Annotated in this window: 24 protein-coding genes and 1 pseudogene; 17 read left to right on the plus strand and 8 right to left on the minus strand. The window is 64.0% G+C overall.

What is annotated here, in order from left to right; all coding sequences use genetic code 11:
* Positions 1-2,079: hypothetical protein (locus VEZ38_RS15145; RefSeq protein ID WP_324894845.1), on the minus strand; the 2,079-nt coding region annotated here is incomplete at its 3' end.
* Between the two features lie 151 nt (positions 2,080-2,230).
* On the opposite strand from VEZ38_RS15145, the gene VEZ38_RS15150 reads away from it, so the two are divergent.
* Entirely contained in the window at positions 2,231-2,431 is a 201-nt protein-coding gene (locus VEZ38_RS15150) for a cold-shock protein (RefSeq protein ID WP_324894847.1), read from the plus strand.
* Positions 2,432-2,583: 152 nt separating this feature from the next.
* Positions 2,584-3,524, plus strand: a pseudogene (locus VEZ38_RS15155) (DMT family transporter).
* A gap of 39 nt (positions 3,525-3,563) precedes the next feature.
* Here VEZ38_RS15155 and VEZ38_RS15160 read toward each other — a convergent pair.
* Complete coding sequence (locus tag VEZ38_RS15160) at positions 3,564-4,409, minus strand: manganese catalase family protein (protein ID WP_324894849.1); 846 nt, start codon at positions 4,407-4,409, stop codon at positions 3,564-3,566.
* A gap of 163 nt (positions 4,410-4,572) precedes the next feature.
* Here VEZ38_RS15160 and pdaA point away from each other — a divergent pair, with 163 nt between their 5' ends.
* The 8 genes from pdaA to VEZ38_RS15200 all read left to right on the plus strand — a co-directional run bounded on the left by pdaA (position 4,573) and on the right by VEZ38_RS15200 (position 15,984).
* Complete coding sequence (pdaA, locus tag VEZ38_RS15165) at positions 4,573-5,373, plus strand: delta-lactam-biosynthetic de-N-acetylase (RefSeq protein WP_324894851.1); 801 nt, start codon at positions 4,573-4,575, stop codon at positions 5,371-5,373.
* Between the two features lie 144 nt (positions 5,374-5,517).
* The gene (locus VEZ38_RS15170) at positions 5,518-8,607 is read left to right on the plus strand and encodes an ATP-binding protein (RefSeq protein WP_324894853.1); all 3,090 of its coding nucleotides are present in this window, start codon (positions 5,518-5,520) and stop codon (positions 8,605-8,607) included.
* On the plus strand, positions 8,604-9,710 hold the full coding sequence (locus VEZ38_RS15175) for a response regulator (RefSeq protein ID WP_324894855.1): 1,107 nt from the start codon (positions 8,604-8,606) through the stop codon (positions 9,708-9,710). The genes VEZ38_RS15170 and VEZ38_RS15175 overlap by 4 nt, the downstream gene beginning before the upstream one ends.
* A gap of 94 nt (positions 9,711-9,804) precedes the next feature.
* On the plus strand, positions 9,805-10,185 hold the full coding sequence (locus VEZ38_RS15180; protein WP_324894857.1) for a response regulator: 381 nt from the start codon (positions 9,805-9,807) through the stop codon (positions 10,183-10,185).
* Positions 10,186-10,431: 246 nt separating this feature from the next.
* The gene (locus VEZ38_RS15185; protein ID WP_324894859.1) at positions 10,432-11,409 is read left to right on the plus strand and encodes a Gfo/Idh/MocA family oxidoreductase; all 978 of its coding nucleotides are present in this window, start codon (positions 10,432-10,434) and stop codon (positions 11,407-11,409) included.
* Between the two features lie 147 nt (positions 11,410-11,556).
* Positions 11,557-13,281 (plus strand): diguanylate cyclase, encoded by a 1,725-nt coding sequence (locus VEZ38_RS15190; RefSeq protein WP_324894861.1) that lies wholly within the window; start codon positions 11,557-11,559, stop codon positions 13,279-13,281.
* A 122-nt stretch (positions 13,282-13,403) separates the two neighbouring features.
* Positions 13,404-15,134 (plus strand): glutamine--tRNA ligase/YqeY domain fusion protein, encoded by a 1,731-nt coding sequence (locus VEZ38_RS15195; protein WP_324894863.1) that lies wholly within the window; start codon positions 13,404-13,406, stop codon positions 15,132-15,134.
* 136 nt (positions 15,135-15,270) lie between these two features.
* On the plus strand, positions 15,271-15,984 hold the full coding sequence (locus tag VEZ38_RS15200; protein WP_324894865.1) for a hypothetical protein: 714 nt from the start codon (positions 15,271-15,273) through the stop codon (positions 15,982-15,984).
* A gap of 14 nt (positions 15,985-15,998) precedes the next feature.
* Here the strand turns inward: VEZ38_RS15200 and sugE are convergent, their stop codons facing one another.
* Entirely contained in the window at positions 15,999-16,319 is a 321-nt protein-coding gene (sugE, locus tag VEZ38_RS15205) for a quaternary ammonium compound efflux SMR transporter SugE (RefSeq protein ID WP_324894867.1), read from the minus strand.
* Between the two features lie 108 nt (positions 16,320-16,427).
* Here sugE and VEZ38_RS15210 point away from each other — a divergent pair, with 108 nt between their 5' ends.
* The 5 genes from VEZ38_RS15210 (at position 16,428) to fdhD (ending at position 21,901) form a co-directional block, all read left to right on the plus strand.
* Positions 16,428-17,444 (plus strand): YlbL family protein, encoded by a 1,017-nt coding sequence (locus VEZ38_RS15210; RefSeq protein ID WP_324894869.1) that lies wholly within the window; start codon positions 16,428-16,430, stop codon positions 17,442-17,444.
* A 75-nt stretch (positions 17,445-17,519) separates the two neighbouring features.
* On the plus strand, positions 17,520-18,140 hold the full coding sequence (locus VEZ38_RS15215; protein ID WP_324894889.1) for an exopolysaccharide biosynthesis protein: 621 nt from the start codon (positions 17,520-17,522) through the stop codon (positions 18,138-18,140).
* A 107-nt stretch (positions 18,141-18,247) separates the two neighbouring features.
* Positions 18,248-18,610, plus strand: coding sequence for a DUF2294 domain-containing protein (locus tag VEZ38_RS15220; protein ID WP_324894870.1), 363 nt, complete (start codon positions 18,248-18,250; stop codon positions 18,608-18,610).
* Positions 18,611-18,745: 135 nt separating this feature from the next.
* The gene (locus VEZ38_RS15225) at positions 18,746-21,097 is read left to right on the plus strand and encodes an FdhF/YdeP family oxidoreductase (protein ID WP_324894872.1); all 2,352 of its coding nucleotides are present in this window, start codon (positions 18,746-18,748) and stop codon (positions 21,095-21,097) included.
* On the plus strand, positions 21,098-21,901 hold the full coding sequence (gene fdhD / locus VEZ38_RS15230; protein ID WP_324894874.1) for a formate dehydrogenase accessory sulfurtransferase FdhD: 804 nt from the start codon (positions 21,098-21,100) through the stop codon (positions 21,899-21,901).
* A gap of 51 nt (positions 21,902-21,952) precedes the next feature.
* Here the strand turns inward: fdhD and VEZ38_RS15235 are convergent, their stop codons facing one another.
* Positions 21,953-22,432: a glutathione peroxidase gene (locus tag VEZ38_RS15235; RefSeq protein ID WP_324894876.1), complete on the minus strand. Its 480-nt coding sequence runs from the start codon at positions 22,430-22,432 to the stop codon at positions 21,953-21,955.
* Between the two features lie 133 nt (positions 22,433-22,565).
* On the opposite strand from VEZ38_RS15235, the gene VEZ38_RS15240 reads away from it, so the two are divergent.
* Positions 22,566-22,748 carry a hypothetical protein gene (locus VEZ38_RS15240; RefSeq protein ID WP_324894878.1) on the plus strand — a complete coding sequence of 61 codons (183 nt, stop codon included), beginning with the start codon at positions 22,566-22,568 and terminating at the stop codon, positions 22,746-22,748.
* Here the strand turns inward: VEZ38_RS15240 and VEZ38_RS15245 are convergent.
* Both VEZ38_RS15245 and VEZ38_RS15250 read right to left on the minus strand, forming a co-directional pair.
* Positions 22,745-23,602, minus strand: coding sequence for a serine/threonine protein kinase (locus VEZ38_RS15245; protein WP_324894880.1), 858 nt, complete (start codon positions 23,600-23,602; stop codon positions 22,745-22,747). The genes VEZ38_RS15240 and VEZ38_RS15245 overlap by 4 nt on opposite strands.
* Positions 23,603-23,710: 108 nt before the next feature.
* Positions 23,711-23,965, minus strand: a complete 255-nt coding sequence (locus VEZ38_RS15250) for a hypothetical protein (protein ID WP_324894882.1) — start codon at positions 23,963-23,965, stop codon at positions 23,711-23,713.
* Positions 23,966-24,157: 192 nt separating this feature from the next.
* Between VEZ38_RS15250 and VEZ38_RS15255 the strand changes: the two genes are divergently transcribed.
* Entirely contained in the window at positions 24,158-24,634 is a 477-nt protein-coding gene (locus VEZ38_RS15255) for a hypothetical protein (RefSeq protein ID WP_324894883.1), read from the plus strand.
* 85 nt (positions 24,635-24,719) lie between these two features.
* On the opposite strand, the gene VEZ38_RS15260 is transcribed toward VEZ38_RS15255, so the two are convergent.
* Together VEZ38_RS15260 and VEZ38_RS15265 are read right to left on the minus strand one after the other, a co-directional pair.
* Positions 24,720-25,235 (minus strand): SRPBCC domain-containing protein, encoded by a 516-nt coding sequence (locus VEZ38_RS15260; RefSeq protein ID WP_324894885.1) that lies wholly within the window; start codon positions 25,233-25,235, stop codon positions 24,720-24,722.
* 255 nt (positions 25,236-25,490) lie between these two features.
* On the minus strand, positions 25,491-26,498 hold the full coding sequence (locus VEZ38_RS15265; RefSeq protein ID WP_414694725.1) for an RluA family pseudouridine synthase: 1,008 nt from the start codon (positions 26,496-26,498) through the stop codon (positions 25,491-25,493).
* Positions 26,499-26,544 lie beyond the last annotated feature (46 nt).

Below are 26,544 nucleotides of genomic sequence, written 5' to 3' on the forward strand. Positions count from 1 at the left end.
CGGAAGCAGCGAGCAGATCGTCTGCGCCGCGCCGTCCCGCGACAAGCGCAGCCATCCGGCGTTGTTTCCGAAATCGACGATCGAGCCGTTGCCAATCGGGAGGTAGCGAATCCGCTCCGTCCATCTTGCGCCTTCGCCGTCGGCCGCCGCGCCGCGGAGGAAGCGTCCGTCCGCCGAGCCGCGCCGAACGAGGCGTCCCCTCTTCCGCCGCCAGGCATTCCAGTCGATCCATCGCTTCATCACGAAGCCGATCGCGCCGCCGTAGCTTTCGTTGCGCAGCGGACTGCACGTATACTGCACGATCGGCAGGGAGCGCGTCGGCTCATCCGGGTCCGCGCGCTCCACCCGAACGGCGACGGCGGAGGCGGAATGCACGTCGCCGGAGAGAACGACGCAATATCGCGGCGACAAGCCGATGATCCAGTCGAGCGCTTCGTAGAAGCCGCGCTCGTTGTATTTCCACGCTTCGAAGTCCAGCATGGCATGCACGGGCAGTCCGATCGCCCTCAGCGGATAGACATGCCTTCGTAGCATCGTCTCGACGAGGCCGATGCCGTACAGCGGAGGCGGCGAGACGACCGCTACCCCCTCCCCGGGCGTCCAGCCGCTTTCGAGCAGCTTCGAGCGAGCCAGCTGCCAGCCGTGGCGATGCAGCAGCCTCGGGGTCGGCGCAGTCTCCTCCGCCCGGCCGAACACGTCCTCGGGCACTGGCTCCAGATCGTAGGCCCGCATCGTTCGCGTATCGAGAAAGATCGCGCGGGGCAAGGTGGGGGCCGCGAACGACCAGCCGTCGAACCACCAGAGCGTCCGGACCCATTCGTCGTACGTCTGCGAGCCGGGGGCGGCGGGCCCCTCGCAACGGGCTTCGACCGCGGCGAGGAAGGAGGCGTCGAAGGCGTCCGGATCGTTGCCCCAGCCTTGGAACGCCCAATAAGCGGTCAGCGCGGAGGCGACCACGGAGCGGCCGAGCGGCGCATGCCAGACGCGCTCCTTCCATTCGGCGGACAAATTCCAGTCGTCCGTCACGTCGTGATCGTCGAACAGCATATAGGTCGGCACGTTGGCGAGCAGGCGCCGGACGGCGGGAAGCGTACGCTCGAAGCGGCGGAGCCGTGCGGCGTCCTGTTCGTACCGCCGGCGATACCGTCTTCGCTCCTTCGCGCGGGCGGCGAGGTGCCTCGGCTCCTCGCCGGCAAAGACGAAATGCACGTCCCCCGCCGCGCAACGTTCGTCGAACGAGGCGAAGGCGCCGGCCTCCCGCAGCGCGCGCCAGGGCTCCGGCGACCAGGCCAGCAAGTACATGGATGCGTACTCGTGAAAATCCAACAAGTGATTATGCGCATGCTCCGAGGTGAAGCGGCACAGCCGTTCGGCGATAAATTGCCGCCCCCGGATTCGGCGCGCGGCCGACGCGAGCGGCTCGTCGCCCAGACGGTCGTCCGCCCGCGCCGATTCGTCCGCGAGCGCGTCGCCGACGAGCCGTCGCCCGAGCGCGCGGAGCGGCGGCAGCAGCGCATCGGCGACGTCGTCGGCGTAAATTTGATCGCCCGTCAGGAATAACGCCTGCGGCCGAACGCCCCCTTCGGCGCAAATCCGGGCGAGCCCCCGGTCCGCGGCGGCGAGCGCGTCCTCGCCTCGGCCGTGAGGCTTGCGGCAGGAGCCGTGTACGATCGGCGCCGACTCGTCGGCCGGGAGCGCGACGGTCGGGTATCGATAAGGGGGATAGACGATGCCGTCCTCGCGGGCGGCGTCGAGAAGGCCGAGCCCCTCCAAATCGAACGCGCCGTCCTCGGAAGCGAACGTTATATTGTAGCCGAGCGGCACGCCGGCGGGGAAAGAAGACCCTTCCGGCGGGCGCAGCTCCACGAGCGAGACGAACAGCCGCATGCCCAAGCGCGCGACGCGTACGCTCGTATGCGCCTCGAAGGGGACGGGGCGCTCGGGCTCGCGGCAGTCGAAGAGCGCCGCGTCCATGCGGTAACGTCGCGACGTTGCGACCCAGAGCGTCAAGCGGCGGGGCTCGGAACGTCTGACGATCGGTCCGGCGAGCAGCGGGGGAAGGCGAAGCGGGTGCGTCATGGCGAATCACCTCGGGGTACGGTATCGTTGCTTCAGCCTATTCGTCCGGGGTCAAGGGGGGAACCAATAAAAACTTATTGCCCAATAGGGTTAAAAAATCGTAAGGCGGGCATATTAACAACGGAACATTGAAATTTGGAGGAACAGACACATGCAAACAGGCACAGTCAAATGGTTTAACGCGGAAAAAGGGTACGGCTTCATCGAAGTAGAAGGCGGAGACGACGTCTTCGTCCATTTCAGCGCGATTCAAGGCGACGGCTTCAAGACGCTGGACGAAGGACAGCGCGTGGAATTCAATGTCGTAACCGGAAACCGCGGACCGCAAGCGGAGAACGTTGTAAAATTGTAATTTCGTCTGAACATGAGAATCGCCCATGCATCGCTCTCGGCCGCGAACGGCCGGGGGCGATTTTTATTTGATCGGACCGCCGTTGACCCGCCGCCGCCGATGCGGTACGCTGAGGAGCGTTAAAGAGGAAAGGGACCGGTGCGAAGAAACGAATGAATGCGCAACGTTGGTTTACGAACCCTTACGGCATCGCGGCTTCCGCGGTGCTTTGCGCCTCCTATGGGGCAGCGCCTTCCCGATGATCAAGCTGAGCTACGAGGCGCTCGGCATCCGCGCGGACGAAACCGCGGAGCTGTTATGGTTTGCGGGATTCCGGTTTCTGCTGGCCGCTCTCCTGATTTTGCTCCTGCTGCGCGCGTTCCGGGAGATCGCCGCGCTGCGGCGAAGCGACGTGCCGGCGCTGCTGAAGATCGGCGCCTTCCAGACGTTCCTGCAATACGTGTTGTTTTATATCGGGCTCAGCTTGTCCACGGGCATGCAGGGGGCGGTCATCTCCGGGACGACGTCGTTCTTCCAGATGCTGTTCGCCCACCTGCTGTATCCCGACGATAAGCTGAACGCCCGGAAGGCGGCGGGACTGGCCGTCGGCTTCGCGGGCGTCGTCGCCGTCAATCTGCATCAAGGCGGCGCGTCGCTGCAGTTCGGCCTCGGCGAAGCGTGCCTGGTGCTCGCCATGGCGTCCGCCGGTCTCGGAAACATGTTCGCCAAATCCGGCGCCGGCTCGATGCCCGTTCCGTATATGACCGCGTACCAGATGTTGTTCGGCGCGATCGCTTTGCTGGCGGCCGGCGCCTCGATCGGCGGCCCGCCCCGGCTTTCCTTCACGATCGCCTCGGCGGGCATGCTCGCGTACCTTGCCTTCTTGTCGGCGGCGGGATTCGTGCTATGGAATACGATTATGAAATACAACGCCGTCGGGAACGTCTCGATGTATCTATTTCTGATCCCCGTCTTCGGAGTCATGCTGTCGGCGTTGCTGCCGGGGGAGTCGCTTCATCGTTATATCGTGCTCGGCTTGGCGCTCGTCGCGGCCGGCATCGTGATCGTCAATCGGAAGACGCGCGCCCCCGCAAGCGAAACAACGGCCGGATGAGGCATTTCTCATCCGGCCGTTATTTTCGTTTCCTATCGACTACGCGTTCACGAGCACCGGCGGCATGCCCGGCGTCGAATGGACGAACGGAGGCGCCGGCTGCAGCTGCGGCGCTCCGCCCATCGCTTGCGGCCTCTCGACGTACTGAAACTGCCCGATGCCGTCCAGGGCCGGGCCGCGCGCCCAAGCGCCCTGGCTGCTTTCCGAGCCTTGCGAGAAGTTCATGAACTGGTAAGCGACTTCCTGCTTCTCCTGATTGCGGGGGAACGAGGACGGAACCGTCGCGTTCATGTTCGGTATCGATTCCAGTTCCTGAATCGCGGCCATCCATTGATTCTGATGCATCGTGTCGCGCGCGATCAAGAAGGAGAGCATGTCCCGCACGCCGTGATCCGTCGTCAGCTCGTACAAGCGAACGACCTGCAGGCGGCCTTGCGATTCGGCGTTCAGGTTCGCCCGAAAATCGGCGAGCAGGTTGCCGCTAGCGATCGTATAGCGGGAGGTCCAGGGGTATCCGGCGCTGTCGTCCGGCTTGGCGCCGAGGCCCGAGACGATGACGTGCTGCGGGTTCATGCCGCCGAGTACGGCCCCTAAGACGGGGTCCTGCGCCGCGCGCTCCACTTGATCGACCGGGGCGCCGTCGAGCAGCTGCGCGATCATCGTCGCGAGCATCTCGACGTGCGCGATCTCTTCCGTGCCGATGTCGAGCAGCATGTCCCGATATTTCGGCTCGGCCCGGCAGTTCCAGCCTTGGAACAAGTACTGCATCATAACGGAAATTTCGCCGAATTGTCCGCCCAACACCTCTTGCAGCTTCTTCGCGTAGACGGGATCCGGACGGTCGGGCTTGCAGCGGTACTGGGTTTCTTTCACATGGAAAAACATGCGCTTTCGCTCCTTCGTCCTTAGAGATTGCCATTCCGGGATGATGTTGCTTCCCGCTAGGTTGCCGACGGGAATGGCGAATTATACGTCAGCCGCGCATGGGATGCGAGGAACGTGGCATATTACCTGTGACGAAACGACGCAATTTGTGGAGGGATCGCCAATGGCACGACATCGACTCATCGCGGTCGCGGCGACGGCGCTGGCGTTCGCGGTCGCCTGGTGCGCCGCGGGAACGCCAGCGTCGGCGCAGGCCTGGACCGACACGCCGCATCACTTCGGGTTTAAGAAAAGCCGCAACGGGCAGCCCGCCTCGATCGATCAGGAGCCGTTCCGCCCGCTCGTGGACAAGCACGGGGCCTTGTTCCTAGGCGACGCGGACGCGAAGGCGCTGTATCTGACGTTCGACAACGGGTACGAGAACGGGTTCACGCCGCAAATTCTCGACGTGCTGAAGGAGAAGCGCGTGCCCGCCATTTTCTTCGTCACCGGCCAGTACATTAAAGAACAACCGGAGCTTCTCCGACGCATGGTCGACGAGGGGCACCTGATCGGCAACCACTCTTGGAGCCATCCGGACCTGACGACCGTGTCGGATGCGAAGCTGAAGGAGGAGCTCGATCAGGTGAAGGCGGGCGTCGCCGCCGTAACGAAGCAGAAGGACATGTTGTTTCTCCGGCCGCCGCGGGGCATCTTCAGCGACCGGACGCTGGCGGTCAGCAAGCAACTGGGCTATGTGAACGTATTTTGGTCGGTCGCCTACGTCGACTGGGACACGAAGCGGCAGAGGGGGGCGGATTACGCCTTCCGGCAAGTGACCGCCCAGCTGCACCCGGGGGCGATCCTGCTGCTCCACTCCGTCTCGAAGGACAATGCGGACGCGATGGGGCGCATTATCGATTACGCCCGGGAACAGGGCTACGAATTCCGGAGTCTCGAGTCGCTGCTGCTGCCGACGCCGTAAGCAAGGAATGATGCCAGGGAAGCCTCCTCGCGAAACGCGGGAGGTTTTTTTCTGTTCGCGGACGGGAGTTCGGCTAGAGGCATTTTCGCTTTCCTGCTAGAATGGTAGTGCTAGCGTTACATAACGGGTAAAGCGGGTTGTCCGATGAGTCGTAGAAAAGCGTGGATACTAGCCGCCTTCGTCCTGCTCATGTTCGTTCGGGGCTGGACGCTCTTCGTCGCCGACGCGCCGACGCCGCAGGCGAGAGACGGCGTGCTCGATCTGAGGGATTGGAGCTTGGCGGAAGACGGCACCGTACGTCTAAGCGGGGAGTGGGCGTTCTATCCGCATGCGTATGTCGACCCCGCCGCGGAGCGTCCCGCGGGGGGCACCCTCCTTCAGGTGCCGGGATCTTGGGACGAGGCGCTCGGCCGCGAAGGCGAAGGCACGACGTTCGGGTACGGGACGTATCGGCTGCGGGTGCTGCTGTCCGAGGCGGACGCCGAACGGGCCGTGCTCGCCGTCCGGTCGTCGAACGTGCGCAGCGCGCATCGGCTGTACGTCTCCGGCGAACTCGTCGGCGGCAGCGGATCGCCGGGGACGGACCGGGCGTCGACGTCGCCGCAAAATACACCGTACGTGACGGAAGCCCCGGTACGCGGCGATACGCTCGAAATCGCGGTGCATGCAGCGAATTTCCATTACGGCTACCGCGGCGGCATTTTCGATACGTTCCATCTCGGCTCGGTAACGACCGTTGCGCGGGAAGAGCAGGCCGAAAAGATGGTGGAGTATATCATCGGCACGGTCTTCTTAACCATGGGGGTCTTATTGCTCGCGGTGTTCGCGATGCGGCGGCAAAATCCGGAGCTGTTCTGGCTCGGCGGCTTCTTCCTCGCTTACCTTCTGTTCTGGGCGACGCACGGCGAGAAGCTGATGTTCGTCTGGTGGCCGAGCTTGCCGTACGAGTGGCAAAGCAAAATACAATTTTTATCTTCGATTTCGATTTATGTAACGATGATGTTCTTCGTAAAGAATCTCTACCCGCGGTATTACGTGCGTTGGGTCGTCCGGTCGTTCGCCGCGCTCTCCGGACTCACGGCGGTATTTTGCTTGAGCGTCGACGTCAGCGTCCACACCTCTTGGGAGTTCGCGCTGATCGTTTTCGCGGCGCTGCTTTCGTTTTATGTAATGGGTTGGCTGCTCATCGGCGTCTTGACCGCGAAGAAAGAGTCGGTGTATGCCTTAATCGGCTCGCTGTGCTTGTTCTACGAAAATCTCTTCGTCGGACTGACGTTCCTCGGGCTGCAGCCGTCTAACTTCTTCTTTCCAGTCGAAACGCTGGCCTTCGTCTTCTCGATGGGCATGCTGCTGGCGAGAAGGTTCTTCGACAACCTAAAACAAGTCGAGGAGGCGTCGATCCAGCTCATGCGCGCCGACCGCATGAAGACGGAATTTTTGGCGAATACGTCGCACGAGCTGCGTACGCCGCTGCACGGCATGATCAATATGGCGCAAGTGACGATCGACGAAGGCGGGCTCGACGGCGCCAAGGAGGAGCGTCTTCGCTTGATCGTCTCCACGGGCCGGCACCTCTCGCATCTGCTCGAGGACATTCTGGATTTGTCCCGACTGAAGGAAGGCACGATGCAGATGAATCCGAAGCCGGTAGACGTGCATACCGCGGTGGAAAGCGTGCGCGAGCTCTTGCCTTACGTGACGGAGCGGACGGGCACGCGGCTGGAAAATCGGGTCGACCCGGAGCTGCCGAAGGCGCTGGCCGACGAGCAGCGGGTCATGCAAATTTTGTTTAACCTGCTGCATAACGCGATTAAGCATGCAGACGCCTCGACGATTCTCGTCGAAGCGGAACGCTCGAGAGGGTTCCTCGAAATTTCGGTCGCGGACGACGGCAAAGGCATTCCGTCGGACCGGCTGGACGATATCTTTAACGAGTTTCAGCAGGCGCCGCGGGAAGGGGACGCGCCGCCGCAGGGGGCCGGGCTGGGCCTCGCGATCACGCGCAAGCTGGTCGAGCTGCAAGGGGGCTCCATCGGGGTCGAATCCGCGCCAGGCGCTCAGACGCGCTTTCGGTTTACGCTGCCGATCGCCCCGGCCTCCCTCCTCGAGGAGACGGCCGCCGCCTCGGCGGCGGGGGAGGCGCCTGCCGAGACAGGCTGGGCGCGTCGGCCGGAGCCGGAGCAGCCGATCCCGATCGAGGACGCTTATCGGAAGGAGGTGCGGGATGCGCCGCGCATCCTGCTCGTCGAGGACGATCCGGTGAGCCGCAAGGTCGTTTACGAGCTGCTCTCGAGCGAAGGGTACGGCGTGGACGCGGTGTCGGACGGACGGCAGGCGATGCAATCGCTGACGGGCTCGGCGCGGTGGGACGCCGTCGTCCTGGACGTCTCGCTTCCGGGCAAGACCGGGTATGAGCTGTGCCGTCTCATCCGGCAACGGTTCTCCTTCCACGAGCTGCCCGTTCTGTTTTTGACCGCTCGAAGCCAGCCCGCGGATTTGCTCGCGGGATTCGACGCCGGCGCGAACGATTACGTGCTGAAGCCGGTCGATTCGACGGAGCTGAAGGCGCGCGTGCGCACGCTGCTTCAGTTGAAGCAATCCGTACGGGAGAAGCTGCACATCGAAATGGCGCTCATCCAAGCGCAGATCAAGCCGCACTTCTTGTTTAACGCGCTGAACACGATCGCGAGCCTCAGCGAGACGGACCCCGATCGGATGCGGGAGGTGCTTGCGGATTTCGGGCTATATCTTAAGAACAGCTTCGATCTGCGAAACTTGAACGACGTCGTGCCGTTCGCGATGGAGTGGGCGCTCGTGCAGTCGTATCTATCGGTCGAGCGGGCGCGATTCGGCGAACGGATGCGCATCGTCTCCCGCGTACCGGAGCACGCGGCGTTCCAGCTGCCGCCGCTGTCGATCCAGCCGATCGTCGAGAACGCGCTGCGCCACGGCATCCTGAAGCGCCCCGAGGGGGGCGAGGTGACGATCGAGGTGGTCTGCGGGGAACGGAGCATCGCGGTCGCCGTTTCGGATACGGGCTTCGGCTTCGAGGAAGGAGTCGCGGACCGCATTCTAGCCGGGCGCCATCAAGGCGGCATCGGCCTGACGAATATTCACCGGCGCCTCATGCACGTGTACGGCAAGGGGCTGGCCATCGAGTCCGTCCCGGGCCGGGGCGCCACGGTACGGTTCGACATTCCGATCGACACGTGCGAGAAGGGGGAAACGGCATGAGAGCGATAATTTTGGACGACGAACCGCTGTCGCTCGCCGGCATGGAGCGCATGCTTCGACGGTACGAGGTAGACGTATGCGGCGCCTTCCTCGATCCGGCGGAAGCGGTCGCCCGCGCGGCGGAGCTCGGCGCCGACGTCGCCTTCGTCGACATCGAGATGCCCGGCATGAGCGGCCTCGTCGCCGCCGAACGGCTGACGGCCGCGCTGCCGGAGCTCCAAATCGTGTTCGTCACGGCATACGATCAATACGCCGTGAACGCGTTCGAGCTGAACGCGACCGACTATTTGCTGAAGCCGGTGCAGGCGAAGCGGCTCGAAAGCACGCTCGAGCGGCTGGCCGCCCGCGCGGCGCGGCGTCCCGAGGCCGCTCGGCCGTCCTTGGGTCGCCCGACGTTCCGCTGCTTCTTGCGGCTCGCGGTCGCAGCCGAAGGCGGGGGCGATCTGGACATTCCTTGGCGAACGTCGAAGGCCAAGGAGGTATTCGCTTATTTGCTGCACATGCGCAATCGCCCCGTATCCAAAGACGTCCTGATCGATCTGATGTGGCCGGAGCTGGATTTGGGCAAAGCGCAAACCCATCTTCATACGACCGTCTACCAAATTCGCCAAACCTTGAAAGGGATGGCATTGCCGGTCAAGCTGAGCTTCGCCGACGGCGGGTACCGGCTCGAATTGAACGGAGCGACGGTCGACGCGGACGTATGGGAGCGGCAGCTCGCGGCCGAACCGGGCGGAAATGCGCTGACTTGGATGGAGCTGTACCGGGGGGACTACTTCGAGCAAGAGGGGTACTTGTGGGCGGAGCAAGAGCGGGAGCGTCTGCGGGTCAGGTGGCTCGAAAACGCCCTGCGCATCGCCAGAGAGCGCGGCGAACGATCATGGGACAGCACGGTTCATGCGTTGCTGGAAGAGGCGGTCGCGCGCTTCCCGTCCGTTCAAGAGAGCTACGCGTTACTGATGCGGATGTACCACGCGCAAGGACGGGCGCAAGAGGTTCGCAAGACGTTCGCGCGCCTTCGGGAGTCGCTGCTCGAAGAGAGCGGCGAGGAGCCGGCGGCCGATATCGCGTCATGGTACGAAGCGAATTACGAGAAAGGGTAGCCGTCGTCTTCCTTGTTCAGTTTTTGTTCAGCGGCAAGAGGTACGATATGAAGAATACGAGATGTCGTACCAGAGACGAAGGAGTGGAAGGACGATGGCGACCATAATGATCGCGGACGACGCCGCGTTCCTGCGGGCCATGTTGAAGGATCTTCTGGAAACCGCCGGTCACCGGGTCGTGACGGAGGCGGCGAACGGTCTCGAAGCGGTCGAGAAATACCGCGCGTACCGGCCGGATCTTGTCGTCTTGGACGTCAATATGCCGGAGATGGGCGGCGTAGAAGCGCTGGAGGAGATTATGAGCGGAGATCCTCGGGCGAAGGTCGTCATGTGTTCCGCGCTCGGGCATCGGCATCTGATCGTCAATTCGGTGCACCGGGGCGCCAAGGATTACATCCTGAAGCCGTTCCATTCCGAGCGCATATTGGACGCGGTGGACCGCGTGCTGCACCCGGCCGTTCGGCAGGCGAAGTAACCCCCCCTTCATGGTAGGGAATTCATAAGTTATACTAGTTTCCATAGTCGGAGTCCGCCCTGCCTGCAGCTCGAGCGCCTGTCGGTCGCTTGTCGATCGCGGCAGCGCGAAGGCGGAGCGCATGGATCGAAAACTTCGAACGCATCCGCAGGGCGAAAGACGCAAGCGCTCCCAAGCGGGAGCAGCGCTTCGAAGGGCCGCGACGAACGGCGCGCGGCAAAGAAACCGCAGTAGGGGGAATGTAAGATGACGCTTCGGATCGGAATCGCGGGCACGGGCGGCTTCGCGAAGCTGCACGCCGACCGGTTATCCCGCCTCGAAGGGGTACGCGTTGCGGCGGTGCTCGGCTCGTCGAAGGAGAAGGCGGACGCGATGGCCGCGGCATTCGACGACGCCCGGGGCTACGACTCGCTGTCCCGGCTGCTGGATGCCGAGCGGCTGGACGCCTTTTATATTTGCGTGCCGCCGATGGCGCACGGCGATATCGAACGCGCCTTGATCGAGCGGGGCGTGCCGTTCCTCGTCGAGAAGCCGCTCGGCCTCGACGCGGCGCTGCCGAAGGAACTCCTCGGACTTATCGAGGCTAAGGGACTGATAACGTCGGTAGGCTATCACTTTCGTTCTAAAAATAACGCGGAGCGCCTTCGTTCGCTGCTGGAGGGTCGCACGCTCGGCATGGCGACGGGCGGCTGGATGGGCGGCATGCCGGGCGTGCCGTGGTGGCGCCGCAAGGAAGGCTCCGGCGGGCAGTTCGTCGAGCAGACGACGCATCTCGTCGACCTGCTTCGTTACGCCGCCGGCGAGGTCGACGAAGTGTACGCGGCTTACGGCAATCGCGCGATGCATCTAAAGCACGAGAACGTGTCCGTGCCGGACGTCGGCGCCGTCGTGTTAAAGCTGCGAAGCGGGGCGGTAGCGACGATCTCCAATACATGCTTGCTGCCGTGGGACGCGGGCGCCGTGCATCTGTCGTTCTTTACGGAAGAAGGCCGCATCGATTGGACGAAGGACGAGCTCGCCGTCGTCGGCGGGGGCGGCCGCTCGGTGTATACGGATCCGGTCGATCCGTATGGGCTCGAGACCGAAGCGTTCCTTCACGCGGTTCGTACCGGCGATGTTTCGCGGATCCGATCGGACTATGCGGACGCGTACCGGACCCAAGCGGTTACGCATGCGGCGAACGTATCGGCGGAGACGGGGCTGCCGGCGAAGCCGGCATATTAAGTTATACGTTGCTATAAGGGAGACCTCGCGGCGTGCAGGTCTCTTCTTTTTGCCATAAATGTAATGCGCCTCACAGCAAATTCCTTCCGCATGCCGGATAATGGAAAGAAAGCGGGCCGTAGAAGGGCCATAAGGACGCGGGACACAATGAGAAAAATGCTACTCGGATTATTGGCGCTCTGGGCTGCGGCGAGCGGGGGAACGGCCGCCTTCGCGGCGGAGGCGGTACTGGAGCTCCGCGAAGGCACGCGGGAAGCGGCGCCGGCGATGGAGCTGTTCCGCGATGCGGGGGGCGAGCGGAGCTTGGCCGACGTGCAGGCGGCTTACGAAGCCGGGCAATTCGTTCCTGCGCGGCGGGACGTTCCGAACGACGGCTACGGCGCGCCGGTGCATTGGGCGCGGATCGAGGTGCGCAACGCGACGCAGACGCGGGATTGGCTGTTGTCGGTCGCCTACCCGCCGCTCGACCGGCTGCAGCTGTACGTCGTCGACGCCTCGGGCCGCGTCGTCGGCTATAGCGAGACGGGAGACGCGCTGCCGTTCGCGGCCCGCGCCGTGCCGAACCGAAATTACGTCTTCCCCGTCGCGCTGCCGGTCGGCGAACATACGACGTTGTACCTAAGGGCGGAGACGGAGGGCGCGTTGGCGCTCCCGGTGACGCTGGCGACCCCGGAGCGGTTCGTCGGGAAGGAGCAAACCGCCGTCCTGCTGCTTGGCGGGTATTACGGGATCATGTTGATCATGATCATTTACAATAGCGTATTGGCGCTGTCGATGCGTTCGAAGGCATATCTCTACTATGTGTACATCAACCTGTCGACCCTATTCTTGTATTTGACGCTGAACGGCACCGCGTACCAGTACGTGTGGCCGGACGCGGTATGGTGGAACAATCGGGCGATCGTGTTTTTCATCTGCCTCAGCCATGTGGCGGCGCTGCTGTTTACCCGGAATATCCTGCAGCTCAAGCAAGAGCACCCGCGGCTGTACAGGGCGTTCAGCGCTTTGATCGGCGTCGAGGCGCTGAACATCGGCGTACTCGCCTTCGATTATCCGGCGGGGCTGCAGTTCTCGATCTACAGCATCGTCGCCATCCAGCTCGTCATGATCGCGGCGTGCCTGTTCGGCTGGCGGCGCGGCTCCCGGACGGCGAAATTTTTCTTGCTCGGCTGGGGCGTCTTCATGGTCGGCGCGATGCTGTCCTCGCTGTCGGACGCGGGCTGGCTGCCGATGTCGTGGTGGACGACCTATGCGTCGCAAGCGGGCTCCGCCTTCCAGGCGGTCGTCCTGTCGTGGGGCCTCGCCGATCATATTCAGCGAATCTGCAAGGAGAAGGAGAGGGCCGTCGCCCAGATGAAGGAGAGCCGGCGGCTGGCCGATACGGACGAATTGACGGGCCTCAACAACCGCCGATGCGTCAATCAGGCGTTCGAGACGGCGACGCGGGGCCGGCCGGGGCGCGCGGTATCGTTCATGATGATCGACGTCGATCACTTCAAGCGGGTGAACGACACGTACGGTCACGAGGCGGGCGATTACGTCCTTCGCGAGATCGGCCAGCTCATGCTGGACGGCTTCCCTCGCACCGACGTGCTCGGCCGGTTCGGCGGGGAAGAGTTCATGGTGCTGATGCCCGACACGACGATCGAAGGCGCCCGCGTCGCCGCGGACCGGCTGATCGGCGCCGTGCGGGAGCGCGCGTTCGTGCTGCCGAAGGGGCAGACGCTGTATTGCACGGTCAGCATCGGCGTCGCGCAGTGGAAGGGCGGCGACGAGACGTTCCTGCAGCTCGTCCGCCGGGCGGACGAGGCGTTGTACGAGGCGAAGCGGGAAGGCCGCAACCGGGTGTCGGTGGCGGGCAAGGCAGGTTGATCCAAGGAATCGAGAGACGGCGCTCCGCCGAGGCGGGGCGCAATTTTTTTATTTTTCGCCGCGTTATGGTACGATTTAGGGATATACTTGTACAGACATGGGATCGCAAAGGATGGGATGACATGACAGAACGCGCCGAAGCAGCTTCCAACTTTATCAAGACGATCGTGAGCGAGGACTTGAAGGCAGGCCGGACGAAAGAGGTCGTCACCCGGTTTCCGCCGGAGCCGAACGGCTACCTGCACATCGGCCACGCGCGGTCGATCGTGCTCAACTTCGGCATCGCCGACGAGTTCGGCGGCCGGACCAACCTGCGGTTCGACGATACGAACCCAGTCAAGGAGGACGTCGAGTACGTCCGGTCGATCCAAGAAGACGTAAAGTGGCTCGGCTACGAATGGGACGGGCTGTTCTTCGCGTCGGATTATTTCGAAGAGATGTACGACCGGGCGGTGCTGCTGATCAAGAAGGGGCTCGCCTACGTGGACGACTCCTCGGCCGACGACATTCGCGAGATGCGGGGGACGTTGACGGAGCCGGGCCGCGAAAGTCCGTATCGGAACCGTTCGATCGAGGAAAACCTGGACTTGTTCGCGCGGATGCGCGCCGGGGAATTCGGGAACGGGGAAAAGGTGCTCCGCGCCAAAATCGACATGAAGTCGCCGAATATCAACATGCGCGATCCGGTCATCTATCGGATTTCGCACGCGCATCACCATAACACGGGAGACAAATGGTGCATCTACCCGATGTACGCGTACGCGCATCCGCTCGAGGACGCGATCGAAGGCGTCACGCACTCGCTCTGCACGCTGGAGTTCGAGGATCAGCGCCCGTTTTACGATTGGGTCATTCGCGAATGCGAGATGCCGCATGTGTCCCGCCAATACGAATTCGGACGGCTGAATTTGACGAACGCGGTTATGAGCAAGCGCAAGCTGAAGCTGCTCGTCGACGAGAAGGTCGTGGACGGGTGGGACGACCCGCGCATGCCGACGATCTCGGGCCTTCGCCGGCGCGGCTTTACGCCGAAGTCGATTCGGGATTTTATCGAGGCGACCGGCATCTCCCGCAGCAGCGGGGCGGTCGATGCTCGCATGCTGGACCATTACATTCGCGAGGACCTCAAGCTGACGGCCCCCCGCACGATGGCCGTGCTGGAGCCGCTGAAGGTCGTCATTACGAACTATCCGGAAGGGGAGATCGAGTGGCTCGAAGCGGAAAACAACTCCGAGAATCCGGACATGGGCGCCCGCCGCATTCCGTTCTCCCGCGAAATTTATATCGAGCGCGACGACTTCATGGAGACGCCGCCGCCGAAATACCACCGGCTGTACCCCGGGAACGAGGTCCGGCTGAAGCACGCGTACTTCATCAAGTGCGAGGAGGTCGTCAAGGACGCGGAAGGCAACGTGACGGAGCTGCGCTGCACGTACGATCCGGAGACGAAGAGCGGCAGCGGCTTTACGGGGCGCAAGGTGAAGGGAACGATCCATTGGGTCGAGGCGACGCGGGCGGTGCCGGCGGAGTTCCGGCTGTACGAGCCGCTGATTTACGACGAGGAGGGCGAAGTCGACGCGGACGCGGAAGCGGACGTCGCCGGATCGCTAGAGGCGGAAGGCGAGCGGCTCGCCGGCGCGGCGGGCGCGGACAAGTCGTTCCTAAGGCGCATCAATCCGAACTCGCTCGTGTCGATGCACGGCTTCGTCGAGCCGGACATGCAGGACGTCGAGGCTTCGGCCAAATTCCAGTTTTTCCGGCACGGGTATTTCAACGTCGACCCGAAGGCGTCGACGCCGGGCCGCCCGGTGTTCAACCGGATCGTGTCGCTGAAGAGCTCGTTCGAGGTGTAAGAGATCACGCAGAAGGCGCGCCGCCCGTACTCGGGCGGGCGCCTTTTTTTCGCGGACGGGACGAGGGCGCGGCAACCTTTTCGACGGGCGTGCGTCTGTGAGGAGGAAGAATAGAAAGCAAGGAGTGGGATGACGGATGAACGGTACGAAAATGACGCTGCGCCTGGCGATCGCGTGTCTCGTCGCGATGCTCGCCGCGTGCGGCGCGCAAGGCGGGCAAGGGCCTGCGGAGGGAGGGCCGGCGTCGGAGCCGCCTGCGGAAGAGCGGCCGGCGGAGCAGCCTGCGGAGGAGCCTGCAGAGGAGCCCGAGGGAGAGCCTTCGGAGGAGCCTCAAGAGGGCGTTCCGCCGACGGCGCTGGAGGCAGCGGCGACGGTCGTTAAGGCACTGAAGAACGGCGATATAGAAACGCTGGCGGCTTGGGCGCATCCGGAGAAGGGCGTGCGGTTTTCGCCTTATGCGTATATCGACGCGGAGAACGACTTGACGTTCAAGCGGGAAGAGCTGAAAGATCTAATGGAGGATCCGACGGTGCGTACGTGGGGGACGGCGGCCGGCTCGGGCGATCCGATCGAGCTGACCTTCGCGGATTATTACGAACGATTCGTCTACGACGCGAACTTCGCCGAGGACGCGGACGTCGCGGAGAACGAAATTCTCGGGCACAGCACGACGGCGAATAACGTATTCGAAGCGTACCCGAAGGAAACGCATGATTTCGTGGAGTATCATATCGACGGCGTCGACCCGGCCAACGAAGGGATGGATTGGCGCAGCCTGCGCCTCGTCTTCGAGAAGGCCGGCGACGACCGAGCGCTCGTCGGCATCGTGCACGACCAGTGGACGCCGTGACCGCGCGTCGGGGCTTAGTGCCCCGACGTCAACTTCAAGCCGACGAGGCCGATCACGATCAGCGCGACGAATAGCAGCCTAAGCGCGCCCGCCGGCTCCTGCAGAAACACGATGCCGACGACGACCGCGCCGACGGCGCCGATGCCGGTCCAGACGGCATACGCGGTGCCGATCGGCAGCGTCTTCGTCGCAAGCGCCAGCAAGTAAAAGCTGACGGCCATAAAGGCGAGCGTCACGATCGACGGGCCGAGCCGCGTAAACCCGTTCGAAGCCTTCAAGGATATCGCCCAGACGACCTCGAATACGCCTGCGGCGAGCAAATACACCCATGCCATGGCGGAACCTCCTTCCCGATCCATATAGCATCATACCATGAAACGGATTGCGCGAGGCAAGGCGCTAAGACTATAATGCATGGGGTGAGGAGACGGGGGGAACGGTCCATGAACAGGAAGAGCGGCCTATGGCTGTTGCCGGCCATTGCGCTCACGGCGGCGTGGTTCGTGCCGACGCCGTATTATTTGTACCAGCCGGGCACGATGGAGGAGCTTTCCGCGAAGGTCGAGGTCGAGGGGGGAGATCGTCCGGAGGGCAGAGAGGGCTTTTATTTGACGACGGTCTTATCCTTGAAAGCTTCGAACGTGTTTTATTACATATACGGCTTGCTTGCGCCGGACACGGAGCTTCGGGCCGAGGAGGACGTGCTGGGGGACCTGTCGGCGAAGGAATACGACGCCTTGCTGCGCCACATGATGTCGGCCTCGCAGGCGACGGCGGTGCACGCCGGCTTCGCCTTGGCGGACGAGCCGATCCGCGTGGAGCGGGAGGGGCTGTTCGTCACCTGGGTCGAGCCGGAGAGCGGCGCGGCCGGGAAGCTGCGCGTCGGCGACTTGATCGTGGAGGCGGGCGGCGCCGCGGCGACGACCCTCGAGCAGGTGCGCTCGGCTTACGCCGGCGGGCAGGCCGGGGACGCGGTGGACATCGTGTTCCTGCGCGAAGGGAAACGGCAAGCGGCGTCGGTGCCGCTGTACGCGGACGCGGACGGCGACGTCCGGCTCGGCATCGAGGCCGAGGAAGCGCTCCGCGTCGCGACCGACCGGCGCGTCGTCTGGCGCGCGGACGATATCGGCGGTCCGTCCGCCGGGCTCATGTTCGCGCTCGAGGTGTACGATCAGGCGACGCCCGGACGGCTGACGCGGGGTTACCGCGTCGCCGGGACGGGCACGATGGATATGGAGGGCGAGGTCGGGCAGATCGGCGGCATTCGCCAGAAGGTGGTCGCCGCGGCGCGGGAGGGCGCGGACGTCTTCTTCGTGCCGGCCGACGTCCAAGCGGACGACCGCAACGCGGCGGAGGCGTTGGCGGAGGCCGCCGCGCGCGGCTATACGCTCGACGTCGTCCCGGTGCGGACGCTCGCGGAGGCTGTCGCCTACTTGTCCGGCTTGCCGGAGCGGCCGTAGGGCGGCTGGAACGCGGTCCGGCTCGTCCGCGTATATAAGGCATATCCAAGCATTCGCAGCGGAGGTGTCGGCGCGATAAAGACGTTTAATTCCTCGTTCAGCGTCGCCGAGCTCGTCGACGAGCTGGCGGCCTCGACCCCGAAGGACGGACTGGAAATTAACGAGTTGTTCGAGCGGATCGGCAAGGAAGGGCTGCTCGTCGCCGTCATGGTGCTGACGGTGCCGTTCCTCCTGCCGGTCTCGATCCCGGGGACGAGCACGCCGTTCGGCACGCTGATTATTTTGATTTGCTTGAGCTTGATCACCGGCGGGTCGCTTCGCTTGCCGAGCAGGCTGGGGCGGCTGCGCGTAAAGCAAAAGCATATGCGGCTCATCGCGGATAAGGCGTCGGCGGTGCTTCGGCGGCTCGAAGGGTGGTCGAGGCCCCGCCTTACGGCGATGACCGCGACGCGCCCGCTGCGCATCCTCCACGCGCTCGCCATCGTCGCGAGCGCGGCCGGCATGATGCTGCCGCTGCCGCTCCCGCTGTCGAACGCGATTCCCGCGTACGCGATCGTGTTTCTGGCGCTCGGGCTGCTGCGGCGCGACGGGCTGCTGTTGCTCGGCGGCTACGGGCTGCTGACGGCGACCGTCGTCTACTTGGCGGTCGTCTACGCGATCGGCTTCGTCAGCGTCAAAGCGTTATGGGGCGGGTGACGAGGCGCGATGCGGCGCGGACCCGCTGCCCAGGGCGGCGGGTCTTCGCGCAAAGCGGCGGCGGCGCCCCCGTTGTCATGAAATCGCTGTCATGCTAATATCATGATATGAACAAATATGAAGCCGAATTCAGCAATCTGGTGCGCGCGTTTCGCAAACGGCACATGGGGAAGGGTCCCGGGCACATCCGGACGACGTTCTGCAAGCGGTGGGCGATCTGCGAGATGGAAGGCAACCTGTCGCCGGTGGAGAAATTCATCGCCGAGCACGAAGAGGGCAAGCCGATGCTCCGCGCGGCCCGCACCGAGATGGTCAAGCAGATGTACCGCAAGCATCCGCCGGTCGAGATGGAGGCGTTCCTCGGCGCGAAGCTCGTCGACCTGTTCGTCGACATCGACATCGAGAAGGATTTCGGCATGTCGGTGTTCGTGTTCGATACGGACATCGAGGAGAAGTTCGGCAACGGCTAGCGGCAACTGAATCAACGAGGTTGGCACTTGGCAGCGATCCTGTTAAAGACGAACCGCTCACGGCAGTTTCCCGAACGACGGGAAGGGCTTCGTGCGCGGTTTTTTGGCATTTTCCGAAGAAGGGGCGTAACGCGAATGGGGAAGACGATGCATGAGGGACCGCAAAAACTGCCGGCGGCGCCGGATCCGAAGCTGTGGGTCAGCCCGGTGCCGTTCGGGCTCGGCAAGGTGAAGCCGAAGCATATCCGCGACACGATCAAGGTCGCGTGGGAGAACCGGGACAACTTGCCGTACGCGGCGCGCATCTTGACGCAGGGCGTGTGCGACGGCTGCGCGCTGGGCGTCTCGGGCCTGAAGGACCGAACGCTGGCGGGGCCGCATCTGTGCACGACGCGATTGAACGTGCTGCGGCTGAACACGATGCCGGCGATTCCGCCCGAGACGCTGCACGCGGACATCGACGAGCTGCGGAAGCGCTCCAGCGCCGAGCTGCGCGCGCTCGGGCGCATTCCGTACCCGCTGCGGCGGCGCAAGGGGGAGCGGACATTTTCGAGAGTGACGTGGGACGAAGCCCTGGGGACGATCGCCTCGAAGATGCGCCGCACCGACCCGAAGCAAACGGCGTTCTTCTTGACCGCGCGGGGCATCACGAACGAAGTGTATTATACGGCGGCGAAGGTGGCGCGGTATCTCGGGGTCAACCATATCGACAACGCGTCGCGCATATGCCATTCGCCGAGCAAGACGGCGCTGAAGCGTTCGCTCGGCATCGGCGCGTCGAGCTGCAGCTATGCGGATTGGATCGGGTCGGACGTCGTCGTGTTCTGGGGCTCCGTCGCGGCGAACAACCAGCCGGTGTCGACGAAATATTTGTACGCAGCGAAGCGTAAGGGCACGAAGGTGATCATGATCAACCCGTATCGCGAGCCGTCCATGGAAAACTACTGGATTCCGTCGATTCCGGAAAGCGCATTGTTCGGCACGAAAATCGTAGACGACGTGTATCAAGTGAACATCGGCGGCGACATCGCGTTCATGAACGGCGTCATGAAGACGTGGTTCGAGATGGAGGACGCGGCGCCGGGCTCGGCGATCGATCTTGCGTTCGTCGAGGCGCACGCGACGGGGCTCGAGGCGCTGCGGGCGCATGTCGAGTCGCTGGACTGGGCGGCGCTCGAAGCGTCGTCCGGGCTGACCCGCGCGCGCATGGGGGAGTTCGCGGAGCTGCTCGCGCGTTCGCGATCCGGCGTGTTCGTCTGGTCGATGGGGCTGACGCAGCACCGATTCGGCACCGACAACATCTCGCAGGTGGCGAACCTCGCGCTGCTTCGCGGCTTCCTCGGCCGCAAGCACTGCGGCGTCATGCCGATCCGAGGCCATTCCGGCGTGCAGGGCTCGGGGGAGATGGGGGCGGATCCGTTCTCGCTGCCGGGCGGGGAGTGGGACGAGGCGACGGTCGCGCGCATCGAGAAGCTATGGGGCTTCGAGCTGCCGAAGTGGCAGGGCGATATCGTGGGCGTGTCTTTGGAAAACGCTTCGCTGCCCGACGAAGACCCGCGTAAGCTGCGGGTGTTCTACACGTCCGGGGGGAACTTCCTCGAGACGATGCCGGATCCGGATTTCGTGCGCGGCTGCCTCGAGAACGTCGACCTGCGCGTGCATCAGGACATTATTCTGAACACCTCGACGCTCCTCGACGCGCGCGAAGACGTCATCGTGCTGCCGGCGATGACGCGCTACGAGCAGCCGGGCGGCGGCACGTCGACGTCGACGGAGCGCATGGTATATTTCTCGCCGGAAATTCCGGGCCCTCGCATCGAGGAGGCGCGCGCGGAATGGCAAATTTACGTCGACCTCGCGAAGCGGGTGAAGCCGGAGCGCGCCGCGCTCGTCGACTTTGCGTCGGCGGAGGCGATTCGCGCGGAGATCGCGCTCGCGAACCCGGCGTACGACGGCATTCAGCATCTGAAAGCGCGCGGCGACGTGTTCCAATGGGGCGGCGCATGGCTGTGCGAGGACGGCGTCTGCCCGACGCCGGACGGCCGCGGGCGGCTGTTGCCGATCGCGCTGCCGGAGACGCGAAAAGCCGAAGGAACGTTCTACGTGACGACGCGGCGCGGCAAGCAGTTCAACTCGATGATCTACGGCGAGAAGGATCCGTTCAACGCGGCGGATCGCCGGGACGTGCTCATCCATCCGGCGGACGCGGCGGCGCACGGCGTGGCGGAAGGAGACGCGGTCGTGCTGCATAACGCGTACGGCGTCTTCCAGGGCCGGGCGAAGCTGGCGGATACGCGGCGCGGCAATCTGTCGGTGTATTGGCCGGAGGGCAACGCCCTGCTGCCGAAGGGCGTCTACGAGCCGCACGCGGGCATCCCCGAATACAATACGTCGGTCGTGCTGGAGAAGGCGGATACGTACGTGGCGGGCAAGGACGTCCGGTTCGCCGAGCGCGCGATCGAAGACCTCGAGACGGAAGTGAGCTGAATGGAAGACTGGGGGAAGGAGACCGCGGCGTCGCGGCCCGTCGTCCGCTACGACGTCGCCGCCGGCTTCCGCGAGGAGACGGATTGGGTCGCGGTCGAGCGGGCGCTGACGATCGTGCTCGATGGCGAGGAGTTCGCGACGATGGTGTGCACGCCGAGCGACCTGGAGGAGCTCGTGTACGGGTTTCTGGCGTCGGAGGGCATCGTTCGCCGCGCGGACGAGGTGGCGTCGCTCGCGATCGACGCCGCGTCCGGCTTCGCGCGCGTCGAGCTGCGCAACCCGCGCGCCGCGGGGAAGGACGCCGTCTCGAAGCGGTTCATCGGCTCGTGCTGCGGCAAGAGCCGGCAGTTTTACTTCGTGAACGACGCCCGCGCCGCGCGCACGTCGACGAGCGAGGTGCGCCTGACCGTTCGCCAGTGCGTCGACCGGCTGCGCGAGCTGCAGGACGCGTCGGAGGCGTTCCGCCGGACGGGCGGGCTGCATAACGCGGCGTTGTGTACGCCGGAACGCATCCTGCTGCAGCGCGCGGACATCGGGCGGCACAACGCGCTCGACAAGGTGTACGGCCGATGCCTGCTCGACTCGCTGCCGACGCGCGACGCGATCGTCGCGTTCAGCGGCCGGCTCTCTTCCGAGGTCGTGCTGAAGGTCGCCAAGCTCGGCGCCGCCGTCGTCCTGTCGAAGTCGGCGCCGACGACGCTCGCGCTCGAGCTGGCGCATGACCTCGGCATCACGGCCGTCGGCTTTATCCGGGGCGACTCGTTGAATGTGTACACGCACGCGCGGCGCATCGTCGCCGATTAAACGGGGCAGCCCTTCGCGCCGGGGGCGGGAAGGGCTGCATTTTCCGAAGCGTTAGAGGTATTTCTTGATTTCCTTCTCGAGGTCCTCGGGGGTGTCCGTCGAAGCGTAACGGTCGACGACGTTGCCTTCGCGGTCGACGAGAAATTTCGTGAAATTCCACTTGATCGACTTCGTGCCGAGGATGCCCTTCGCTTGGTCGGTCAAATAATCGAACAACGGGTGCGCGTCCGCGCCGTTCACGTCGACCTTCGCGAACAGCGGGAACGAGACGCCGTAATTCCGCTCGCAGAAGCTCGCGATTTGCTCCTCGGTGCCGGGCTCTTGCGAGCCGAACTGGTTGCACGGGAAGCCGAGAATTTCAAGGCCTTGGTCTTTGTATTTCTCGTACAGCTCCTGCAGGCCCTTGTATTGCGGGGTGAAGCCGCATTCGCTGGCGACGTTCACGATGAGCAGCACCTTGCCCCGGTACGCGGACAGGGACACGTCGTCGCCTCGGATCGAGGTCGCGCGGAAGTCGTAGACGGTGGTCATGAAAAAAATCGCTCCTTCGCTTGGTTCGAGTGGCATGACTTGATACAATCAACGTAACAAAGCCGAGCCGCGAACGCAACCGGACGGGCCGCGTTAACGTACTATGAGTCAAAACCCAAGGAGTGAAGCGGTTATGTTGAAGAAGCTGTTGAAGCTGCTGCTCTCGTCCTCGCAGAAGAAGCATTACGGCGGCGGGTATAAGAAATACAGCAGCAGCGATCATTTCCAAAAGCCGAAGTTCGGGGCGCCGCCGAAGCACAACCAGTACGGGCATGGGTATTATAAGAAAAAGGGCTATTCCAGCTACAGCAGTTAAGAAGCTTCGGCGGTCGCGGCGATCGCGGCGTCGAGCTCCTCGGCCAACGCTTCGGCCGACGCATAAGGCTGTTCCGTCATGAGCATGCGGCGGAGCAGCCTTTTCGTTGCGGGGGACAGGCGGTGCAGCTCTTCCTCCCAGCTGCGCTCCTCGCGGACGTCCGGGTAGGTGCTGTACAGCAGGAAGAGCAGCAGGTGGCCCATGGCGTAGAAGTCGCTGGTCCGATCGATGCGCCGGCGAAGCTTCTTCTCCATCGGGTCGTCGTCCAGCACGTCGTCCGGCACCGGGTCGGGCGCATTCGGGTCTAAATCTCTTGCGAGGCCGAAGTCGATCAGGCGGACGCAGTCTCCGTCGAGGATGACGTTGGCGATGCGGATGTCGCGGTGCACGATGCCGCGGCGGTGGACGTCGGCGACGACGTCGGTCAATCGGCGGAGCAGGAGGAGCGCCTCTCGTTCCGAGAACGTGCGGTCTTCGTCGAACAGCAGCTTCTCGAGGGAGACGCCGGGCGCGTATTCCATCGTAAAGCACATCGCCCCGCGGTAGACGAATTTCTCCAATAGGCGCGGCACCGCCGGATGGCGCAGCCGGTCGAGCATGTCGGTCTCGAGCGCGAACGCCGCTTCGGTGCGCTGCTTCCCGCCGCGCAGCGGCTGTACGTGCTTCAAGACGCAGGGGCCGCCGTCCGCGAGCTTATCGCGGCACAGGTAGGCGAGGCCGTAACTTCCTTCGCCGATCGGCTTCACGATTTTATATCGGCCGCGCACCGTCGCGCCGGGCCGAAACCACCCTAAAGCTCTGCGCCGCTTCCAGCCGTTCCACGCTTTCGTCGCGGCGATCCACCACTTCGGCATGCGCATCGCTCCTTTAGGTATTAGTTTACCGGACCGCGAGGGGAGACGCCAGCGCATAAAAGAGGGACCTCCCGGCGGAGGCCCCTCTTTCCGATGCCCGTTCCTCGATTATTGAAGCGAGTGCAGGTTCTCTTTCTCTTCCTGCAATTCGCTGTCCGCGAGCTGCGCGGCGCCCGGATTGTTCGCTGCGTGCGCTTGGCGAACCGCTTGCTCGGCGCGGGCGACCGAATTTTCGGCTTGCTCGATCATGCGCTCGGTCGGATGCGACTGCGCCATCGCCACGGCGTTGTGGACATGGTCCAGGGATTGCTGCGCCTGCGAGAGCGGGTTTTGGGACTGCATGCTGTTGCCTTGGTTTTTCACGGCGGATCTCCTCCTCAAGAGTGTGTCGGAAATTGGAAAATTTCCTCCCTTACTATGCGTAGTCGGCGCCCATTTATGCGGGCCGAGGCGGATCGACGGACCGAAAGGCGGGCGGGGCGGCGAATGCTATATCCAATTCCGCCGCCGCCAAGCGGTTTCAAAGCGGGCGGCGCATGAGGAGGGCTTGCATTTATGGATAAAAACATTCGCGAATCGCAGGATATGGTACGGAATCGGGACGCTCGAGAGGAGGCGGAGGGGAGCGGCGCCGAAGGACATCGCGCGCCCGCGGCGCCGCACCGTCCGTATTTGTACGTAGAAGACGACCGGAGCTATTACTTGTACCCGCAAGGGGAGTTCGGGCCGAGGAGGGAGGCGCACCGGCGCGAGAAGCGTTGGTATAACCAGCGCTGGGTCGTCGCGGCCGCGCTGCTCCTCGGCGTCGGCGCGCTCGTCCTCGCGATGTCGGGCCTCGCGCAAGAGGTGTCGGGCGTGAACGCGTCGATTCAGGAGCAAACCGCCGCGATCGAAGCGCAGACGAATACGTTGTCCGGGCTGCAGCGCGCCGTAGGCGACTTGACGGAGGCGGTCGCGATCGGCTTCGAGCGGCTCGTCGCGGAGATTCGGGCCGCCGCTTCGTCGCTGGGCGGCGGGAGCGGCTCGGCGTAACGCGCCGCCCGCGCGGGAAACGGGTAACGAACGAACGGCCGCCGGCGCTCGATAAGGAGCCCGGCGGCCGTTCTATGTTTCTTCCTTATTTCACCTGGTTCAAGCGCTCTTCGAGGCGGTCCCACGTTTCGGTAATGCCCTGCAGCATACCCATGTCCATGACGGTGCGGAGCGCTTCCGGCGATATGTATTCGCCGCGGTTGACGAGCTTCGTCTTGCCGTCGAGCTCGACGAATTCCAAGGTGACGTCGGTGGACGGCATGTCGGCGTTCTCATTGCCTTCGGCATCCGAGAAGTAATCCGTGTACGCGATCGTCGCCGGTTCGGCGATGTGTTTGTACACCCCTTTGCCCCAGGACTCCATCCCGTAGAATTGCCCTTGGTTCGGGTCGACGCATTTCATGCAGTAATGCCAGACGCCGCCGGGGCGGAAATCGATGCGGCATACCGGAAGCTCCCAGCCCCTCGGCCCCCACCAAACCTTAAGGTGCTCGGGCTCCTTGAACATCTGAAACACCAGCTCGCGCGGCGCGTCGAAGACGCGCTCGAGCACGAGCACGCGCTCGTTCTCTACTCGGGAAACCATGGGGCTGTAAGGCATTTTTGAAATCCTCCTCGTCGAATATGCGATGGATAAAGTCTCGGATGCGGGCTCCGCGGACCCCGAAGCGTTCAGCCGGGGCAGGATGCGGACGGCTTGCTGCTGAATAGAATATACAACGTTTGGAATATTCCTGTCAAGGAATATTTGAGGAAAAAAGAACGCCGGTTTGCGCCGGCGCAATCTTATATGGTCGTAAGGGCTGCGGGAGCGGCACAACGCTGCGCTCTTGCCGCCTTTGGCAAGGGCCGTTCGTCAGCGCGGCTTCGCCCCCGGTCTCGGCTTCGCCGGCGGCCCCGCCTCGCGCAAGGCGTGGAGGGCGGCGGCGAAATCGTCGGGCAGCGGCGCCCGGACGCTCATCCGCTCGCCGGTCCACGGGTGGGGCCAAATCAGCTTCTCGCCGTGGAGCGCCTGGCGCTGCATGTACGGGCGATGGCCGCCGTACAAGCCGTCGCCGGCGATCGGGTGTCCGAGGTGCGCGAGATGCACCCGAATTTGATGCGTGCGGCCCGTCTCGAGCAGCATGCGCACGAGGGTATGGTCCTCGAACCGCTCGACGACCTCGTACCGCGAAACCGCCGTCTCCCCGGTTTCGCTGACCCGCCGCCGCGTGGAATGGTGCCGGTCTTGTCCGATCGGCGCGTCGATGACGCCCCGATCGGCTTGGATGACGCCTTCCGCAAGAGCGGCGTAGATGCGCTCGATGCGCTTCTCCCGCATCGCCGCGTCGAAGACGTAATGCGCAAGCTCGTTCTTCGCGTACAGCACCGGACCAGTCGTATCCTTGTCGAGCCGGTGGATATGGCGGACACGGCACGCCTGGTTCGTCATATCGTAATAAGCGGCGACCTTATGCGCCAGCGTGCCCCGCTGATCCTTGACGCTCGGGTGCACCTCCATGCCGGCCGGCTTGTTGACGACGAGCGTAAAGTCGTCCTCGTAGAGGATGTTCAGTTCCATCCACTCCGGCTCGAACTCGGGGCGTTCCTCCGGGAACAGCTTGAGGCGCAGCAGCTTGCCTTGGCGCTGGACGCCGTTCACGGAGATAAGCCGTCCCGCGACCTTCGGCGGAATCGGCAGCAGCTGCATCAGCCCGTTCAAGGGTACGCCCGCGAGCGACTCCGGCAGCTTCAGCTCGAGCCATTCGCCCTTGCGCTTGGCCGCGTTCAGCTGCAGCGAGACGCCCGGCGGCAGCGCGGGGGGCGCCGCACGGCCGTACGCCGCGCGTTCGCCCCGAACGCGTCCGCCGAATACGGACGGCATCCCTCCGCCCGGTCCCGCGCCGCCGCGTCCGCGCCCGCCGCCCGAG

Source organism: Paenibacillus sp. (assembly GCF_035645235.1).
Taxonomy (GTDB): Bacteria; Bacillota; Bacilli; order Paenibacillales; family YIM-B00363; genus Paenibacillus_AE.

Coding starts and splice junctions, on each gene's coding strand:
- VEZ38_RS15245 (WP_324894880.1), bottom strand. CDS start 23,602: ATGCCGAAGTGGTGGATCGCCGCGACGAAAGCGTGGAACGGCTGGAAG.
- VEZ38_RS15240 (WP_324894878.1), top strand. CDS start 22,566: ATGTTGAAGAAGCTGTTGAAGCTGCTGCTCTCGTCCTCGCAGAAGAAG.
- fdhD (WP_324894874.1), top strand. CDS start 21,098: ATGGAAGACTGGGGGAAGGAGACCGCGGCGTCGCGGCCCGTCGTCCGC.
- VEZ38_RS15195 (WP_324894863.1), top strand. CDS start 13,404: ATGACAGAACGCGCCGAAGCAGCTTCCAACTTTATCAAGACGATCGTG.
- VEZ38_RS15200 (WP_324894865.1), top strand. CDS start 15,271: ATGAACGGTACGAAAATGACGCTGCGCCTGGCGATCGCGTGTCTCGTC.
- pdaA (WP_324894851.1), top strand. CDS start 4,573: ATGGCACGACATCGACTCATCGCGGTCGCGGCGACGGCGCTGGCGTTC.
- VEZ38_RS15180 (WP_324894857.1), top strand. CDS start 9,805: ATGGCGACCATAATGATCGCGGACGACGCCGCGTTCCTGCGGGCCATG.
- VEZ38_RS15235 (WP_324894876.1), bottom strand. CDS start 22,432: ATGACCACCGTCTACGACTTCCGCGCGACCTCGATCCGAGGCGACGAC.
- VEZ38_RS15175 (WP_324894855.1), top strand. CDS start 8,604: ATGAGAGCGATAATTTTGGACGACGAACCGCTGTCGCTCGCCGGCATG.
- VEZ38_RS15265 (WP_414694725.1), bottom strand. CDS start 26,498: ATGCCGTCCGTATTCGGCGGACGCGTTCGGGGCGAACGCGCGGCGTAC.
- VEZ38_RS15150 (WP_324894847.1), top strand. CDS start 2,231: ATGCAAACAGGCACAGTCAAATGGTTTAACGCGGAAAAAGGGTACGGC.
- VEZ38_RS15190 (WP_324894861.1), top strand. CDS start 11,557: ATGAGAAAAATGCTACTCGGATTATTGGCGCTCTGGGCTGCGGCGAGC.
- VEZ38_RS15185 (WP_324894859.1), top strand. CDS start 10,432: ATGACGCTTCGGATCGGAATCGCGGGCACGGGCGGCTTCGCGAAGCTG.
- VEZ38_RS15260 (WP_324894885.1), bottom strand. CDS start 25,235: ATGCCTTACAGCCCCATGGTTTCCCGAGTAGAGAACGAGCGCGTGCTC.
- sugE (WP_324894867.1), bottom strand. CDS start 16,319: ATGGCATGGGTGTATTTGCTCGCCGCAGGCGTATTCGAGGTCGTCTGG.
- VEZ38_RS15220 (WP_324894870.1), top strand. CDS start 18,248: ATGAACAAATATGAAGCCGAATTCAGCAATCTGGTGCGCGCGTTTCGC.
- VEZ38_RS15160 (WP_324894849.1), bottom strand. CDS start 4,409: ATGTTTTTCCATGTGAAAGAAACCCAGTACCGCTGCAAGCCCGACCGT.
- VEZ38_RS15170 (WP_324894853.1), top strand. CDS start 5,518: ATGAGTCGTAGAAAAGCGTGGATACTAGCCGCCTTCGTCCTGCTCATG.
- VEZ38_RS15210 (WP_324894869.1), top strand. CDS start 16,428: ATGAACAGGAAGAGCGGCCTATGGCTGTTGCCGGCCATTGCGCTCACG.
- VEZ38_RS15225 (WP_324894872.1), top strand. CDS start 18,746: ATGGGGAAGACGATGCATGAGGGACCGCAAAAACTGCCGGCGGCGCCG.
- VEZ38_RS15255 (WP_324894883.1), top strand. CDS start 24,158: ATGGATAAAAACATTCGCGAATCGCAGGATATGGTACGGAATCGGGAC.